The sequence below is a fragment of the Bacillus sp. Cr_A10 genome (assembly GCF_029222665.1).
In the GTDB taxonomy this organism is placed as follows: domain Bacteria; phylum Bacillota; class Bacilli; order Bacillales_A; family Planococcaceae; genus Psychrobacillus.
The window spans coordinates 457,972-473,091 of record NZ_JARHXR010000009.1; the positions used below are offsets into that span (position 1 = coordinate 457,972).

General features: G+C 32.7%; 20 protein-coding genes. 15 read left to right on the forward strand and 5 right to left on the reverse strand.

Annotation, left to right across the window (positions count from 1 at the left end; all coding sequences use genetic code 11):
- Positions 1-59: 59 nt before the first annotated feature.
- The gene (locus P2Q73_RS09375; RefSeq protein ID WP_275786254.1) at positions 60-452 is read left to right on the forward strand and encodes a topoisomerase; all 393 of its coding nucleotides are present in this window, start codon (positions 60-62) and stop codon (positions 450-452) included.
- Between the two features lie 191 nt (positions 453-643).
- Positions 644-1,105 (forward strand): GNAT family N-acetyltransferase, encoded by a 462-nt coding sequence (locus P2Q73_RS09380; RefSeq protein ID WP_053589258.1) that lies wholly within the window; start codon positions 644-646, stop codon positions 1,103-1,105.
- Between the two features lie 253 nt (positions 1,106-1,358).
- Here P2Q73_RS09380 and P2Q73_RS09385 read toward each other — a convergent pair whose 3' ends face one another.
- Positions 1,359-1,853, reverse strand: a complete 495-nt coding sequence (locus P2Q73_RS09385; RefSeq protein ID WP_275786259.1) for a GNAT family N-acetyltransferase — start codon at positions 1,851-1,853, stop codon at positions 1,359-1,361.
- A gap of 145 nt (positions 1,854-1,998) precedes the next feature.
- Between P2Q73_RS09385 and P2Q73_RS09390 the strand changes: the two genes are divergently transcribed.
- The 11 genes from P2Q73_RS09390 to P2Q73_RS09435 all read left to right on the forward strand — a co-directional run bounded on the left by P2Q73_RS09390 (position 1,999) and on the right by P2Q73_RS09435 (position 9,705).
- Complete coding sequence (locus P2Q73_RS09390; RefSeq protein ID WP_053589262.1) at positions 1,999-2,430, forward strand: MarR family winged helix-turn-helix transcriptional regulator; 432 nt, start codon at positions 1,999-2,001, stop codon at positions 2,428-2,430.
- Positions 2,431-2,660: 230 nt separating this feature from the next.
- Positions 2,661-3,434: an HAD-IIB family hydrolase gene (locus tag P2Q73_RS09395; RefSeq protein WP_275786262.1), complete on the forward strand. Its 774-nt coding sequence runs from the start codon at positions 2,661-2,663 to the stop codon at positions 3,432-3,434.
- A 187-nt stretch (positions 3,435-3,621) separates the two neighbouring features.
- On the forward strand, positions 3,622-4,098 hold the full coding sequence (locus tag P2Q73_RS09400) for a hypothetical protein (RefSeq protein WP_275786265.1): 477 nt from the start codon (positions 3,622-3,624) through the stop codon (positions 4,096-4,098).
- Between the two features lie 211 nt (positions 4,099-4,309).
- On the forward strand, positions 4,310-4,597 hold the full coding sequence (locus tag P2Q73_RS20415) for a TIGR04104 family putative zinc finger protein (protein ID WP_481747144.1): 288 nt from the start codon (positions 4,310-4,312) through the stop codon (positions 4,595-4,597).
- A 146-nt stretch (positions 4,598-4,743) separates the two neighbouring features.
- Entirely contained in the window at positions 4,744-5,319 is a 576-nt protein-coding gene (locus tag P2Q73_RS09405) for a hypothetical protein (protein WP_275786268.1), read from the forward strand.
- 178 nt (positions 5,320-5,497) lie between these two features.
- Positions 5,498-5,947 carry an NUDIX domain-containing protein gene (locus P2Q73_RS09410; RefSeq protein WP_275786270.1) on the forward strand — a complete coding sequence of 150 codons (450 nt, stop codon included), beginning with the start codon at positions 5,498-5,500 and terminating at the stop codon, positions 5,945-5,947.
- A gap of 370 nt (positions 5,948-6,317) precedes the next feature.
- Positions 6,318-6,458 carry a hypothetical protein gene (locus P2Q73_RS09415; RefSeq protein WP_275786274.1) on the forward strand — a complete coding sequence of 47 codons (141 nt, stop codon included), beginning with the start codon at positions 6,318-6,320 and terminating at the stop codon, positions 6,456-6,458.
- Positions 6,459-6,640: 182 nt separating this feature from the next.
- The gene (locus tag P2Q73_RS09420) at positions 6,641-7,345 is read left to right on the forward strand and encodes a DUF5694 domain-containing protein (protein ID WP_275786276.1); all 705 of its coding nucleotides are present in this window, start codon (positions 6,641-6,643) and stop codon (positions 7,343-7,345) included.
- A 266-nt stretch (positions 7,346-7,611) separates the two neighbouring features.
- Positions 7,612-8,586 carry an alpha/beta fold hydrolase gene (locus P2Q73_RS09425; protein WP_275786279.1) on the forward strand — a complete coding sequence of 325 codons (975 nt, stop codon included), beginning with the start codon at positions 7,612-7,614 and terminating at the stop codon, positions 8,584-8,586.
- Between the two features lie 205 nt (positions 8,587-8,791).
- Complete coding sequence (locus P2Q73_RS09430; protein WP_275786281.1) at positions 8,792-9,151, forward strand: hypothetical protein; 360 nt, start codon at positions 8,792-8,794, stop codon at positions 9,149-9,151.
- A gap of 389 nt (positions 9,152-9,540) precedes the next feature.
- A complete protein-coding gene (locus tag P2Q73_RS09435) occupies positions 9,541-9,705 on the forward strand; it encodes an MATE family efflux transporter (RefSeq protein WP_345798835.1) in 165 nt (54 codons plus the stop codon).
- A gap of 330 nt (positions 9,706-10,035) precedes the next feature.
- On the opposite strand, the gene P2Q73_RS09440 is transcribed toward P2Q73_RS09435, so the two are convergent.
- Genes P2Q73_RS09440 through P2Q73_RS09455 form a run of 4 tightly spaced genes read right to left on the reverse strand, consistent with a single transcriptional unit; the run spans position 10,036 to position 14,294 of the window.
- Positions 10,036-10,266 carry a YczF family membrane protein gene (locus P2Q73_RS09440; protein ID WP_275786284.1) on the reverse strand — a complete coding sequence of 77 codons (231 nt, stop codon included), beginning with the start codon at positions 10,264-10,266 and terminating at the stop codon, positions 10,036-10,038.
- A complete protein-coding gene (locus tag P2Q73_RS09445; RefSeq protein ID WP_275786287.1) occupies positions 10,263-11,420 on the reverse strand; it encodes a GerAB/ArcD/ProY family transporter in 1,158 nt (385 codons plus the stop codon). Before P2Q73_RS09445 ends, P2Q73_RS09440 begins: the two co-directional genes overlap by 4 nt.
- A gap of 26 nt (positions 11,421-11,446) precedes the next feature.
- Positions 11,447-12,664: a Ger(x)C family spore germination protein gene (locus P2Q73_RS09450; RefSeq protein WP_275786290.1), complete on the reverse strand. Its 1,218-nt coding sequence runs from the start codon at positions 12,662-12,664 to the stop codon at positions 11,447-11,449.
- Positions 12,654-14,294 carry a spore germination protein gene (locus P2Q73_RS09455; RefSeq protein WP_275786293.1) on the reverse strand — a complete coding sequence of 547 codons (1,641 nt, stop codon included), beginning with the start codon at positions 14,292-14,294 and terminating at the stop codon, positions 12,654-12,656. The genes P2Q73_RS09450 and P2Q73_RS09455 overlap by 11 nt, the downstream gene beginning before the upstream one ends.
- Positions 14,295-14,516: 222 nt before the next feature.
- Between P2Q73_RS09455 and P2Q73_RS09460 the strand changes: the two genes are divergently transcribed.
- A complete protein-coding gene (locus tag P2Q73_RS09460) occupies positions 14,517-14,723 on the forward strand; it encodes a spore coat protein (RefSeq protein ID WP_275787432.1) in 207 nt (68 codons plus the stop codon).
- A gap of 16 nt (positions 14,724-14,739) precedes the next feature.
- Positions 14,740-15,102 (forward strand): spore coat protein, encoded by a 363-nt coding sequence (locus tag P2Q73_RS09465; protein WP_211894093.1) that lies wholly within the window; start codon positions 14,740-14,742, stop codon positions 15,100-15,102.
- The last annotated feature ends 18 nt before the right edge of the window (positions 15,103-15,120 follow it).

The following is a 15,120-nucleotide window of genomic DNA, read 5'->3' on the forward strand; positions in this document are numbered from 1 at the left end:
ACGTATGGAGAATTGTTGTGGAATGTGTAATTTATTTTTGAAAGGAGAATTAAGAAGTGATGAAAAAAGTTATAATTTCAGGGATTTTATTTAGTTTAATTTTGTTAGTTGGGTGTAATGGAGAGCCGGAAGTGGAAGTAATAGATGCTCCGAATAACGGGGAAAATGAAGCAAATTTATTATCAGAATCAGAATCAAATTTCTTATCAGAATTACAAAATGAAATAATAGTATCTATTACAGAGCAAACGGGATTTGATAGTGAGTCAATAGCAATAATGTTAGGTGGTAGTATTAAAGAAATTTCTGTATCAGTAAGTTTCCCAAAGGATGTAAAAGTTGATGATACGATGATTCAACAAATAGTTGAAGATTCTATAAAGAAAGTTTCTGAAACAGAAAACGTAACAATTAGCGAAGAAAATATAACAATAAAAATCGAGAAATACTAACGGAGAAGTTCTTAAAGGATACAATCAACCTTAAAAGTACAGTTGCTTTATAAGATTTGTGAAAAAATGTACTTAAGCTAACGGGTGCTTTAATGTAGAAAATATTATACTAAAGAAGAAGCTTAGTTTAACAGAAGAAATGTTTTAGTTAAGTTATTTTATGAATATAACTGGATAGTGGGGGAAAATGAATGCAAATTATTGAATTACTGGAAAGGAATAACCTATTCGAAAAAGCAATTCAAGTATTCTGGAAAGAATGGGGAAATGAGCATAATTATAAATTTTATGAAGATGCTATGATTCATTCTTGTTGTATTTCATCAGATATTCCAAGGTTTTATGTGTTGATAGAAAAGGAGGAAATAATTGGTACTTATGCATTATTAAGAAATGACCTTAACAGCCGCCAAGACCTATGCCCGTGGCTCGCCTGTTTATTCGTGAAAGAAGAATATAGAGGTAGAGAAATAGGTTCTAAGTTGCTTCAACACAGTCTGAAAGAAGCAGCAAGAAAAGGATATGATAAGCTTTATTTGTCTACAGATATTGATGGCTATTATGAAAAATATGGATGGAAAAATAGCGGCGTCGTATACGGAGTTAGTGGTGGGCATATCAAGCTATATGAAAAAGAAACAGGTTTAAAGTAAATACAATTCTAAAGTAAATATAATGTGAATGATTTCACTTAAACTAACGGGAGCTTTAGCAGAACAAGACCATCATTTTCGATGGTCTATTTATTATCCAAATCGTCAAGTTGATCTCAGAAATCCAGTGTGAAATGTTTCACTTAAACTAACGACGCAGTTTAGTTTAAGTACATTCCTTAACAAAGTTATAAAAAAACCGAACTCGACAATTGGAGGCTTTTTCTTTATATTAATTTCTAATTTTAATTGATTAATGGACTTCTTGCTTCAAATTCAAATCTTTTAAATACCACGCATCCATAGCAGAATGGTCAGAACCTGATAGTGGTTCGTGTAAAAGTATAAATCCAAATTTTTCATATAATATACATGCAGCTTTTAATTCATGCATTGTTTCTAAGTAACACTTTTCATAATGTTTAGAGGCAAATGACAAAGCCGTTTCCACTAACTTCTTTCCCAATCCTAAACCTTGTGTTTTTTTATTTAAATATAGCTTTTGCAATTCGCAAACATTATCATGTTCATTAAACGGTGCTATACCAATTCCACCAACAACTTCTCCTTCCATTTCTACTACCCAATAGTTCGCATGTTTAAAATTATTATAATATTGGTGAAGGTCGTTGAGTTGGGGGTCAAAATAAGCTGAACCAGGAATCGCTAATCCAAGTGATTTTAGTGAGTCTTGTATTATTTCCTTTACCTTTACATTGTCTTCTTTTCTAATTTCTCTAATGATCATATATTATCTCCTTCAATTCGCTTTAAATAAAGATTGCGAAAGATTTTTGAATATGGGCATCCTCAAAAAAGTAGACAAAGTCCACGTTTTAGGGTTATAGTTATATTAAAATTAAATGTGGACAAAGTCAACTAAAGGAGAATATATGGATAAAGATATTATTTATGATATCAGACAATTCAACAGATTTTATACAAAGTTACTAAGTTTATTTAATAACCAAATTTTAGATACAGATTATTCATTAATCGAAGCACGAGTACTATTTGAAATTAGCGAAAGAACCGAATGTATTGCCAATAATCTCGTTCAAGAACTGAATATTGATAGAAGCTATATGAGCAGAATTTTACGTAAATTAGAGAGAGAAGAATTAATAGAGAAAAAAAGCTCAATAATCGACAGTAGAAAAAACTTTCTTTATTTGACCAAAAAAGGAGAGGAACTGCTGGATAAAATTAATATTCAGTCAGATGAACAAATAAATCAATTGTTTAATGGACTAACTGATAGTGAGATTAATGAAATTCGTATTTCGATGATGATAATAAAAGAAAAATTAGATAAAAATAAGTAATGAAAATTCGTAAGAGCATTTTTGGAGGCGATGTTCAATCAGTTTATCTTGGTATAAGTGTAAACTAAATTAACCTAGTAAACATAATTCTGAGGTGAATCTTGACAAGTGTGAAATGTTACACTTAAACAAACGAAGCAGGTTAGTTGAAAAAGAAGACAATTAATTTTCTTTTTCGCAGAATAATTAAATTATAATTTATACTCTTAATATGAAAGTGAGTGAGACTTTTGAGATTAGTTTTTGATTTAGATGGAACAGTTTGTTTTAAAGGACAACCAATATCTAACAGGATACTTCTTTCATTATCACAGTTAAGGGAAGCGGGTATTGAAGTCATTTTCGCATCTTCCAGACCTATTCGAGATATGCTACCTGTCATAGACGAAGAGTTTCATCATTACACTATGATTGGGGGAAATGGCTCTTTAATATCAAAAGGAGGAAAAGTAATCAAATCCAATTCGTTTTCAACAGATGAAATTAACGAAATAAAGAGTCTTATTAAACAATATAATGCTACTTATCTAATAGATGGTGAGTGGGACTATGCTTATACAGGTCCAGATACACACCCTATACTTCAAAATTTAGACCCTGCAAAATTAGCTAAAATGGTTAGGTTAGAGTCTCTTGATTCAGTAGTTAAAGTTCTGCTTCTAACCTCAAATAGTATGGATGAATTAGCAGAAAAACTTTCAAAACTTAATGTATATGTAAATAAACACAGTAACGAGAATGTACTTGATATCAGCCCAAGTGGGATAAATAAATGGAGTGCATTAAAGACTCTTGGGATAAAAGAAAATACATATATTGCTTTTGGGAACGATGCGAATGATATATCAATGTTTGAAAAAGCATTCCATACAGTTATGATTGGCTATCACGAACAATTAGCTCCTTTTGCAAAAGAAAGTATTTCATTGAGTGGGGATTACGAACAGGAAATCGCAGAAAAAATACTTACTCTTTCAAAAGAATATAGATCAATCCAAGTATAGTTCTAATTTCACTAACTGGTGCTTTAGTTGAATAAGACCATCGTTTCGATGGTCTATTTTTTTATCCAAAATATCAAGTAGATCTCAGAAATCCATTGTGAAATGTTAAACTTAAGCTGACGATCAGTTTTGTTGAATAAAGATATAAGGTGTCTGGAGGAAAAGTACCATTAAGGTGGTTGATAATGTGGAAACAAATGCTTTATTTTATAAGATTCAAAAGAGAACTATTTCGACTGAGGATTATGTAAATTGGTCGCACAACTTATTAGAAAACGATGTGTCATCACCTTCCGTAAATATAATTTCTTCATTTTCATTTGACGAAAATATTTTCGACGTGGAAGTTTATTTTAAAAGAGCTTTAAATGAGTTGGGAATACAGAAACCAACCTTTGAAATATGTGCTAGAGCCTATATAGGTCATTTAGCAATAAAAATAATAAAGGAAAATAGCCATTCCGTGACATTTGATTTTGCTTATAGGATTTTTCGGATTGTAGCTTCGGATTTACATTATCCAGATGATTTGATTGAGTGGTATGAAATAAGTGAAATGATTGATGAACTACGATATGGTGATATACCTTTAGAGTTTAATGAAGATGAAGTAATATCAAGGATTAAAAATGGGGCAAATATCTTTTTAGGGTTAGATATTTAGTATTTATTCTTCAACTAACAGGTGCTTTAGTAAAAGAATATGGGTTGCTTAGGCAACTCTTTTTTCTTATTGAACTAACGGGGTAGGTTAGTTTAACAAGAAAATGGAAAATTTATTTAAAAATGGAATCTCGATTCGTTTCAAACGTATTCAAGTAAAGACGGAGGTTAGTTTAGTGTAAAGTTGGACTGAAATAGAAAGGGGTTATAATATGCAAAAGTGTAACAACTGTAACCATCCATTAAAATGGGGTAAAATCTACAATTCGGTAATCTGGTTCTACAAATCTATTCAATGTGAAAAGTGTGGTACTGATTATAAAATATCTTTTCCTTCAAGGTTGATAGGGGTTTTTCTTACTTTACCAATACCAATTTTCGGATTGATTTTGTCACCCTTTGATAATGATTTTGTAAATATTTTGATAGGTATTTGTATTAGTTTTACTGGCTCCTTACTTATACCATTTCTAGTGAAATATAAAAACGTTATTACATAAAATATGTAGATTGTGATGATTTACACTTCAACTAACGGGTGTTTTAGTTAAAGATCATGGGGTTGCTTAGGTAGCTCTTTTTCTTTTTCAATTAAAGCGGCAGTTTAGTTGAAGAAGAAAAGAAAATTAAAAAAGGAGAATTTAATATGAAAAAATGGAGCAAGGTTATACCGATACTAATTGTAATCATTGTGTTATTTATTATTAGTGGATATAGGTTTACTGCATTAAGTGCTGCCAAAGGAAACTCATTCCTACCAAAAGATGCTGAGTTAGTGGAGGAATATGATGTAGGTAAATCTACTATATTTTTATTTAAGAGTAATAACGAAGAGATATTTCAAACAGTATTATCCGAGAAGTATGGATTACTACATCGAAGCAGTGTATCTACCAATGTACCCTTCAATGCAGATGAAATTCAAACTGTAGGTGGTTTTAGCTTCACAGGGAAAAATGATGCAGCTACATTATTAAGTGTCATATCTAATGATAATGAAGTTGTTTATATAGAGGCTGGTGTAGACCCTTATATTGAAAGAAAAGCAATTAAAAAAGGTGAGCGAATCTCTTTCTTATTTTCATTTAGCAAACAATTGGACTCACTAAATGCAACTGCATTTAATAAAGAGGGGAAAGCACTTTATTATTACGGTCTTCCCAAAAACGTAAATCAGGTTCATATTCCCGAAGATTTAAAGTGGCATAAAATCGTTGATTAAAGTTTTTAAGTGATATGGGCTTCAGTGAAGACTGTAGAGTGGATAAGAGGTCTCTTTTACTAAAGTTCTGTGTGAAAAGATTGGGGATATGAGAATATAGGGAAGTTGTTTTATCTTGTTCAACTAACGCGGCAGGTTAGTTTAATAAGTAATGTTTCAAAAACGAGGAGGTAATTAATTGAAAATCACTAAGAACAATGGTTTTGATTTTCTTGATTTTCTTTTAGTAAAAGAAGAAGAAATATACGATTATCAACGATTAGCTGGCTCGTATGCAGTAATCAAGTGTGATGACAAATATCTTTTATGTTATAACACTTGGAGAAAACAATGGGAATTGCCAGCGGGACAAAGAGAGGAGAATGAAACGTCAAAGAATTGTGCAATCAGAGAACTTTACGAGGAAACTAGTCAAATCGTTTCAGATTTAGAATTTAAGGGTTTATTAAAAGTGAAAAACCTATCAAATGATGAAGTGAAATATAATCCTGTCTATTTTACTACTCTTGAAGAACTCCAACCATTTCAAAAAAATAATGAGACATCTGAAATAAAATTGTGGGATTTAAAAGAACAGGTTGGATATATAGATGTGGTAGACATTAAAATATTTGATTATATAAAATAAAATTTTGCTGTGGTCCTTATTGCACTAACGGGTGCTTTAGTTGAACAAGTGGCTTCCTGAAAGGGTAGACTTTTCTTATTGAACTAACGCAGCAGTTTAGTTTAAGAAGGCGTATGTTAAAATACAGAAAAATACTAGGGAATGATTTGAGTGGCACGATAAAGACGAAACCATAGGTGAGTTAATCCGAATATTACCCTACTTATTTGAGGAGGGTTATGTTATAGAAGATGAATTACTGAAAAAGATAGAATTATATCTTATTCATTTCCCTTTAGGAACAGCTCTAAATCAAAAGTTAGTAACTAAAAAGGGTAGTTATTCAATCCTACAAGATTTTAAATTACCTAAAAAATTTAGAAGTGAATATATGGTTAATGGTGAATTGATCTGTTGGCATATCATTCATTATGATACTTGGAAAAGAGAAACAGTCGAAAGAATGACTGAGGAACAATGCAACTATCACCTTGGGGAATTTGGAATGACACCTTACTTAAACAGAGATTAGCTGAAGGATGGACATTAGATAGATGGATTTAATTTATTAAACTAACGGGTGCTTTTACTTCAAGAAGGGGTAAAGCCTTTTTTCTTATTGAACTAACGCAGCAGTTTAGATAAGAAGGAATCGCTATAATTATTGTTGTTGAAATAGATCGTGCCATTTAATTTAACAAAGGAGGATTTACAATGAAATTGGAAAAAGCGAAGGTTCTTGTACTTGGAACTTTTCATATGTCTGAACATGTAGGTTTAAATTCTGAAAGAAGGCAAACTGAAATTGAGGAATTAGTATCTAAACTATCAAGCTTTAAACCAACGAAGATTGCAGTTGAAATGGTACCAGAGGATTGTGAATATTGTAATGAAAAATTTAAACAATATAAATTAGGTACACACAAACTAGAAATGAATGAAATATTTCAAGTAGGCTTTCGTTTAGGTTTAAAGATGGGGCATGAACAGATTTATCCAACTGATTGGATGGGTGAGTCAGACATGGATTATGGAGAGGTTGAAAGTTGGGCAAAAGAAAATCAACCAGAACTTTTAAATGAAATATATGAGGGTTTTGTGTTCCCTGAATTGTCGGAAGATAAAAGTATAATAGATTACTATAAAGAATTAAATGCCCCCACTTTACTTAACAAGTTGCATAAAATGTATGTAAATTTAGCACGTATCGGTGATCTTAATAATTATGTTGGTATGAACTGGCTAAGTTGGTGGTATAAAAGAAATTTGATTATGTTTGCTAATTTAACTCGTCTAATTGATTCAGAAGAGGAACGAGTTTTATTTATAGTAGGTGGCTCGCATTCAAGTATAGTTAATAAATTTCTTGAAGAGAGTGAGATTTGTGAGATTGTCCAACCACTTACTTATCTATCCTGAAAGGGTACTTTGCTTTAGATGGATATTCTGCAAAAAGGGCGTGCTTGTTTAATATGCGTCTCTTTTTCTTCTTCAACTAACGGGTGCTTTAGTTAAAGAACATGGGTTGCTTAGGCAACTCTTTTTTCTTATTGAACTAACGCAGCGGTTTAGTTTAATACGCCCCAAGACCTAGCTTAAAACAATTCTTAGGTACATTACTAGGAATTCCCCCACACAGTAAAGTGGAATCAAGAAGAATGAAAGCTACAGGAGTGGTGAAAATAATGAAAACCAAAATAAAGTTTAGATTTTGGACTGTTTTAAGGAATATTTTATTAGCTATAGTTGCAGCACTTGTTATTTGGTTCATTTTCAGTAACGTAATGACTACATATGAACAAAAAAAATATCCAGCAATAGGGAAATTAGTCGAAGTAGATGGTAAGAGTATGCACGTCTATACAAAAGGTGAAGGGAATAATACAATAGTTTTATTAAGTGGCCTTGGAACCGCAGCGCCAGCACTGGATTTTGAGCCTTTGATAAATGAATTGGCAAATAATAATAAGGTAGTAGTGGTAGAGTCGTTCGGATATGGGTGGAGCGATATAACCGACAAGGCACGAACAGTGGAGAACATAGTAGAAGAAACAAGGACTGCTCTAAAAAAGTTAAACATAAACGGCCCATATATATTGATGCCTCATTCAATTTCCGGAATCTATAGTATGTATTATGCTAATAGATATCCCGAAGAGGTTAAAGCAATCATAGGAATAGATTCTACCCTACCACAGGCATTGGAATATTTCGGTGAAACTGTTCCTACTATGCCTAAATATTTGAGTTATGTGGCACCAACTGGAATTGCAAGATTAGCATTATACTTAACTCCAGATAATTTTCTACCTATTTCTGAGAAAGGCACTTATACGGAAGAAAATCTAAGAATGACAAAAGCTATCTCTGCTTGGAAAGGCTACAACAAAAATGTAGTTAATGAAGCGAACGAGATAAATAATAACATTGATAAAACAATAGATATGACATTCCCACATGATCTACCTGTTATGATCTTTACTACGAAAGAAGAAAATGTAAATGGAGATGGTAAATCAAATATAAATTTCTATAAATCACAAATACAAAATATAGATGTTAATAATCTAGTAACTATAGAAGGACACCATTATTTACATTGGACTCATTATATGGAAATGAGCGAACACGTTGATGAATTCACAGAAAGATTTAAGTGATTGAATTAAATGATGGGAAAGCACTATTGTTCTTCAACTAACGGGTACTATAGTTAAACATGACCATCAATTCGATGGTCTATTTTTATGTCCAAAACTCAAGAAGATTTCGGCTATACATTGTGAAATGTTACACATAAACTAACGAAGTAGGTTAGTTCAAAAAGGTGTGATAAAATATTCCATGTAAATTAGGAGTGAAAAAGTGATATCTAAATTAAAAAAACTTGTTAGTTATTTTATATTTAAGATTGGACTGAAATCAAAACAAAGTTCGGTGGGATGGACAACCTTTGCTCCAATAAGAATCGTACCCGAATATACAAATATAGATTTAGAGAAAAAACAAGTCACAGGGGTAGTAAAATATAATGGTAAAGCATATTTTACTGTAATTGTGAATGTTCAAAATAATAAAACAAAGATAAAAGGAAGTCTAAGAAGGATTGATGAATTAACAAAACCTTTTAAAAAAGGTAACTACATTGAAATAATTAAATCTGAAGCTAAATTTTTAATAGAAAATGGAATAACAAATCCAAAAGAATATTACTCTAATCGTTAACTTCTTATTCAACTAATGGGTGCTTTAGTTAAACATGACCATCATTTCGATGGTCTATTTTTATATCCAAAACATCAATTTGATATTTGTGATCAATTGTGAAATGTTACACTTAAACTAACGCAGCAGGTTAATTGAACAAGGACTTTATTGGCTTACGTTGAATATACAAAAAGACTAGAGGAAAGCTAATGTAAATAATGAGCTGTTAAATCTTCTTCAACTAACAAGGCAGGTTAGTTGGAAAAAGAAACTGATAAACAGTCTCTGTAATGTCAGCTGTATTTCTATTATTCTTTTTAAATTTAATAAGGAAGTGACAGCAAATGCCCTCAAATGGCACGGTTCAAGATCACTGAACCAAACAGAAGGTATGGATTATTTTATCTTTGGCTATTCCCGCAATAATCGAAAATATATTGCAGACTGTGGTGGGTTTCGTGGATACACTTTTTATTGCTCGGTTAGGATTAAATGAAGTTACAGCTGTTGGTATTGCAAACACTATTTTTCCCGTTTATATAGCTATCTTTATGGCAATTGGTGCAGGGTGAATTTTTCTTGTTTTCCCCTTCGAAAACTGAAATAGCCTTTTGAAAGAAAAGTGGTGAACCATTTACATCCTGTTCACCACTCTTAAATCTTATTACGATAAATTTAATCTAGTTTGTAAAGTATGAACGGAAATTGGGGTGTTTAATACTCAGTAATTAATTCCAAGCAGTGAGTTACCTCGATGTTGTTTTATATCTTAATCGAAAGATTGATATGTATGTAAGGCAATAACCTAAAATTGATTAGAATGGGCAAATCACGAGTTAAAACCAAGAAGTTTATGTACAAACAAAGCAAAAGAACTGTACAGTAATATACTTACATATTTTTTATCTTTGTTGTTTCTTTTTTCTTTTATTATAAATGGTACGAAATGGACCAACAATCATAAGAACAATTAAGAGAAAGAAAATAACTATTTCTGTTACTTCCATCACTAGAAAAGGCCTAATAGCATTATTAATGGAGGTGTTTAGGTCAAAACCTAAAAGAATGTCTATGCATAGAGAAAAAGCAGTTAAAAAGACGAACATCAGAATAGAAATACCGATTATTTTCATTTTTTATCACGCTCCACTATACGATACTTCCTTTTTGGAAATAAATTTTTGCTATGCTTGCTTTTCTTTTTTTGGTTCTTAATAAATGCAATCAGAAGTAACAGAATTGGAATAATTACTTGAAGTGGGAGATGCAAATAAAGGGTGATAACATGAAGCCCTTCTTTAACATGTTCAGAAAAATTACTGGCGATTGTTATGGAAAGAATCAGGATGGCTAGTCCTAATGGGAAAGCTAATCGTGCGGATTCTTTGACTTTAAATAAATTGGCTGTTCCTACTACAGATGCATAGAAAAACACACACATTTTAAAAAATACACCGATAACCGTTATTAGTATAAAATAAACATCTAACCGTTCTAAAAAACCGGCTACCTCAATTGTTTGTATAGTAGAAAGTAGGGGGAAGGGTGAACGGGTAACGTTATTTACACCTAGTACACTAACATTTATTGCCATTACTGAAGCTAATATGAGTCCACTGAATCCTATTGCTAATAAACCAATTCGTTTCACTTTATTCGGTCGATTTAAATAGGGGAAGATCATAGCAAATATAATCACCTCACCAAATGGAAAGTACAGGGTTTGAGTAAATGTCGTTTTTATAACAGGCTTGATACCTTCTTCAAGCACAGGTTCTAAGTTAGAAATTTGTATTATCCCGGAAAAAACTATTAATAAAAGACCGCTAATTCCAAGTAAAAAGATTAGAACAAATAGTAATTCGCTTGTTCGCGCTAATACCTCAATACCCTTACGAATTGTATATATAACTAAAAGAACCATCAATGTATTCAAAATAAACAAAGGAGTTTCCCAATAAAAGGTTGTAATTAGCATTTCTCCGAAATCCCTCAACACTCTTGCAGAAAGATATATAAAATAGAGTACGTAAATGAAGGCCAATATTTTCCCAAAAAAACTTCCCATAATTTTTTGTATATATTCAGTTGGAGGTATGTCTGGATAATATGAGTAGAGACCATGATAGACCAAATATAAGCAAAAACCACCAACCATACCGATCAAAATAGCAAGCCATGCATCCTGATTTGCTTCTATTGCAATAGGTACCACCAAGGCACTACCAAGTTCAAACAAGACAATTAGAATGAATAGCTGATATGCGCTGATTTTTGCCTTTTCCAATGATTTTTCACTCCATTTCTTGACACTTATTGTTTCATATCTGAAAGATATGAATTGGTTCTAAGACCAGAACGTCGTATAAATGCTTCTACCTTCACATTTACCTTTAAATTTGGAAAATATGTGTCATTCCAATCGTTCTTCATCTTTTTCCATTTTTCTGGATCAGAACGATGAACCACTTCCCCAAATCCAAAAATATCTGATTTGTTTTGCTGCGTTCTTGTAACAGTATTTTCTAATTGCTTTTTAATTTCTTTTTCTAATTCCTTTTCTATATCCAAAATCTCATAAGGATCGGTTAGATCAATTTGTGACCTTACTTCGCGAATATCACCTTCCGCTCGTACATTAACTGTTATGACAGGGAGGTCGTTTGTTGTATCAGCTGAGACTTTTGTTTTTTGACGGACCACGTTGTAAGTCAAGGTGTTTTTCTGTTCTTCCCAATCTAATATCACATCTGTCTGTTGGATTTTATCCAAGATCCATACTACTCCTCTAGACATCTCACCTTGATACCAGTCAACCAACTTTCCTTCTTTAAAAATGGCCAGTCCGTCAGATTCAAGAGTGGTATCCAGTTCAGACTGTTGAATATTCTCCATCTTTTTTCCTTGTTGGATATCTCCTTTTAAGCTAAATCCGCTAATAACTGTTTCTTTCCCTGAAGAGGTGAGAGTAGTAATAACGTCCTGAAGAGTTACTTCCATACTTTCTCCTCTTGCTCTTTCTGTAGTCTGTAAAGTTCCGTTCACTTTCTCGGCTGGAATATTATCAATGGCAGTCAAAGATTTAAGAAGATCACCAGCTTTTGTATGATGGGCTATTACAACCCTTGACGTCATTCGAATTTCTGGATCACGTTCAAAGGCGTCTAAAATATCTGTAATGCCTTCTTCTTTTGCTAACTCTTCACTAATAACAATTAGATTTGCATGTGCGTGATATAGCCTTCTTGAGATTTTTGATGTCGCATGGAAATGTGCTTCCAGAACACTGTCTCCCATAGCTGTGTAAACGGTAACTGTGGGGCTTTGGCCACTTCCTCCACCTTGAAGTCCTCCCGCTACGTTTTCAGGATTGATAAGTTGAATGGTCTTGACATACTTACCCTCTTCATTTTTGTCAATCGCCATGGCAGATATTATCGCTAATTCATTTAACTCTTTTTGACTCCAACACCCTGAGATGAAAACTGTGTTTGTCATAATCAAGAAAAGAAGAATCCATTTATGATTCATTCCGTTCACCTTTTTCCATGTTAGTAGTATTTTTCATAATACGAGTACGAGGAGGCTGTGGTTTTTGATTTTCCCCTTGACTAACCCTATTTTGGCCACTCATCAATCGTGGTCTTTTCTTGTAAGCCCAAATTGGTCTTCGGAAAATGGTATCACCTGCTTCCTCACGGATAAATGGTGCAAGAGGTGACATATATGGAACACCGAACGAACGCAGGCTGCATAAGTGAACTATCAGCAGAATAAACACTAGAATAATTCCATAAAAACCGAATGTCGCTGCACTGACCATAAAAATAAATCTAACCAAACGGGCAGATATCGCAACTGTATAGGAAGGAGTCGCAAAACTGGCGATTGCTGTTAAAGAGACTACTATTACCATTGCAGGTGACACAATGCCAGCCTGTATTGCTGCCTGTCCAATGACAAGTGCTCCTACTATAGATATAGTGGAACCCATAGCTTTGGGCATACGAATGCCGGCTTCTCTTAAAATTTCAAAAGTTATTTCCATTATGAGGGCTTCAATAAATGCAGGAAACGGAACAGATTCCCTTTGTGCAGCAATAATAATAGCCAATTCTGTTGGAATCATCTCCTGATGAAAGGTGGTAGCTGCGATGTATATAGCAGGGCCGACAAGGGATATTAAGAAGATCACAATACGTAAAAAGCGAATAGCTGTTGAGATATCAAAACGTTCATAATAATCTTCAACTGATTGAAAAAAATCTATAAATAAGGCAGGTACCAGCAATACAAAAGGAGTCCCATTTACAAAAATGGCAATTTTTCCTTCTAATAAATTACCCGCCACGCTATCCGGCCTCTCTGTATGATGTATCGTAGGAAAAGTAGTATTTGTTTGATCTTCTATAAGCTGTTCAATATATCCGGATTCTAAGATGCCATCAATATTTATTCTTTTTAAACGTTTACGTACTTCTTCTATGATTTCATTCTTTGCGATGCCATTTATATACATAATTGAAACTTCTGTTTTTGTCATTTTGCCAATATTGATGGACTCAACCCATAAATCTGTATTGTTAATTATTCGACGAACCATGGCTGTATTTGTCTCTATTGACTCGTTAAACGCTTCTTTAGAGCCGCGAATAGAAACATTTGTAGTAGATTCCTGAACAGACCGTCTCTGTCCACCTTGTGTGCTCGCACAAATCCCTTTGCTTATTCCATCGATGAGCGTAATAGTTTCACCCGACATTAATGCAGTATATAGTTTTTCCCAGTCACTAACTACTTTGATTCCACCTACAGCAACTACATCTTCGGTAAGAACTTCTAACACGTCTTGTGGTATGAGCTTTTCACTTAAATTTTGGTTATTCATAATTGAATCGATTACAAAATCATTAACCGATTGATTGTCAACCATTCCTTTTACATATAAAATAGCTATTTTTATCTTGGAATTATGACCAATTTTTAACGGGCGGATTACGATATCTGAACTGTTTCCTGTTTTTTGTTTAATGACTTCAAGATTCTTGGACAAGGAGCTTTCAATGAGGTTCGGTGGTCTGTTGTTAGATTGTTTTTGATTGTTTATCTCTTGGATCTTTCTATCATTTTTTTGATTCTTTCGTTTTAAAAATGAAAACATAGCTCAAATACCTTTCTTTTTTAACCCATTTTGTTCATGATAGAACCTTTTTAAACAAAATGGAAAAAGATTAGTCATGAATAAAAATCCAATGAGAGATTTCTCAGAAAGATTTTAAAACTTTTTTTATCATACATACCATTTAAAAACCTCAATTATACTGAATATATACCTCATTTTTGGGGCAATCTTCAATGGATGAAAAAATACGGAGGTGGAGGAATGTTTGAAAAAAAATTAGCATTTCATGAAATTTTGGAATTTCATGAAGTAATAAATTTTAAGACAGTATGTTTACTTAAATCTAAAATGATGCAAGGTATCGTTTTTGACCAAGATCTTAAAGCACTAATGGAGAAGGACGTAAAACAATCTATACCAGCTTTAACTGCAATGATTAAATTATATTCAAATTCGGAGTTAAAATAATCGGAGGTCGGTTCGTATGAATGACTATTTAGATCCTATAAATTCTGTTGGCATGCCTGAACTTACTGATTCAGGTATAGCCCTTGAATTTTTGTTATCAACAAAAACTGGAGTTAGAAATCTTTCAATTGCATTGACAGAAACAGCAACACCTACAATTAGAAAGTTATTACAGGAACAACTTGATGTAACCATTGCCTTATATTTCGAAATTGCAGATCTCATGATGAAAAAACAATGGTTAAACCCATACGATTTGGAACTTCAAAAACAATTGGATATTAAATCTGCTCAAAATGCAGTAGATATAGCTAATTTAAATCTCTTTCCGGGTGTTACAAATCGGAAAGGAATGTTTCCAAGCCCACCGAAGAAATAATGAATAAAGAAGGAGATT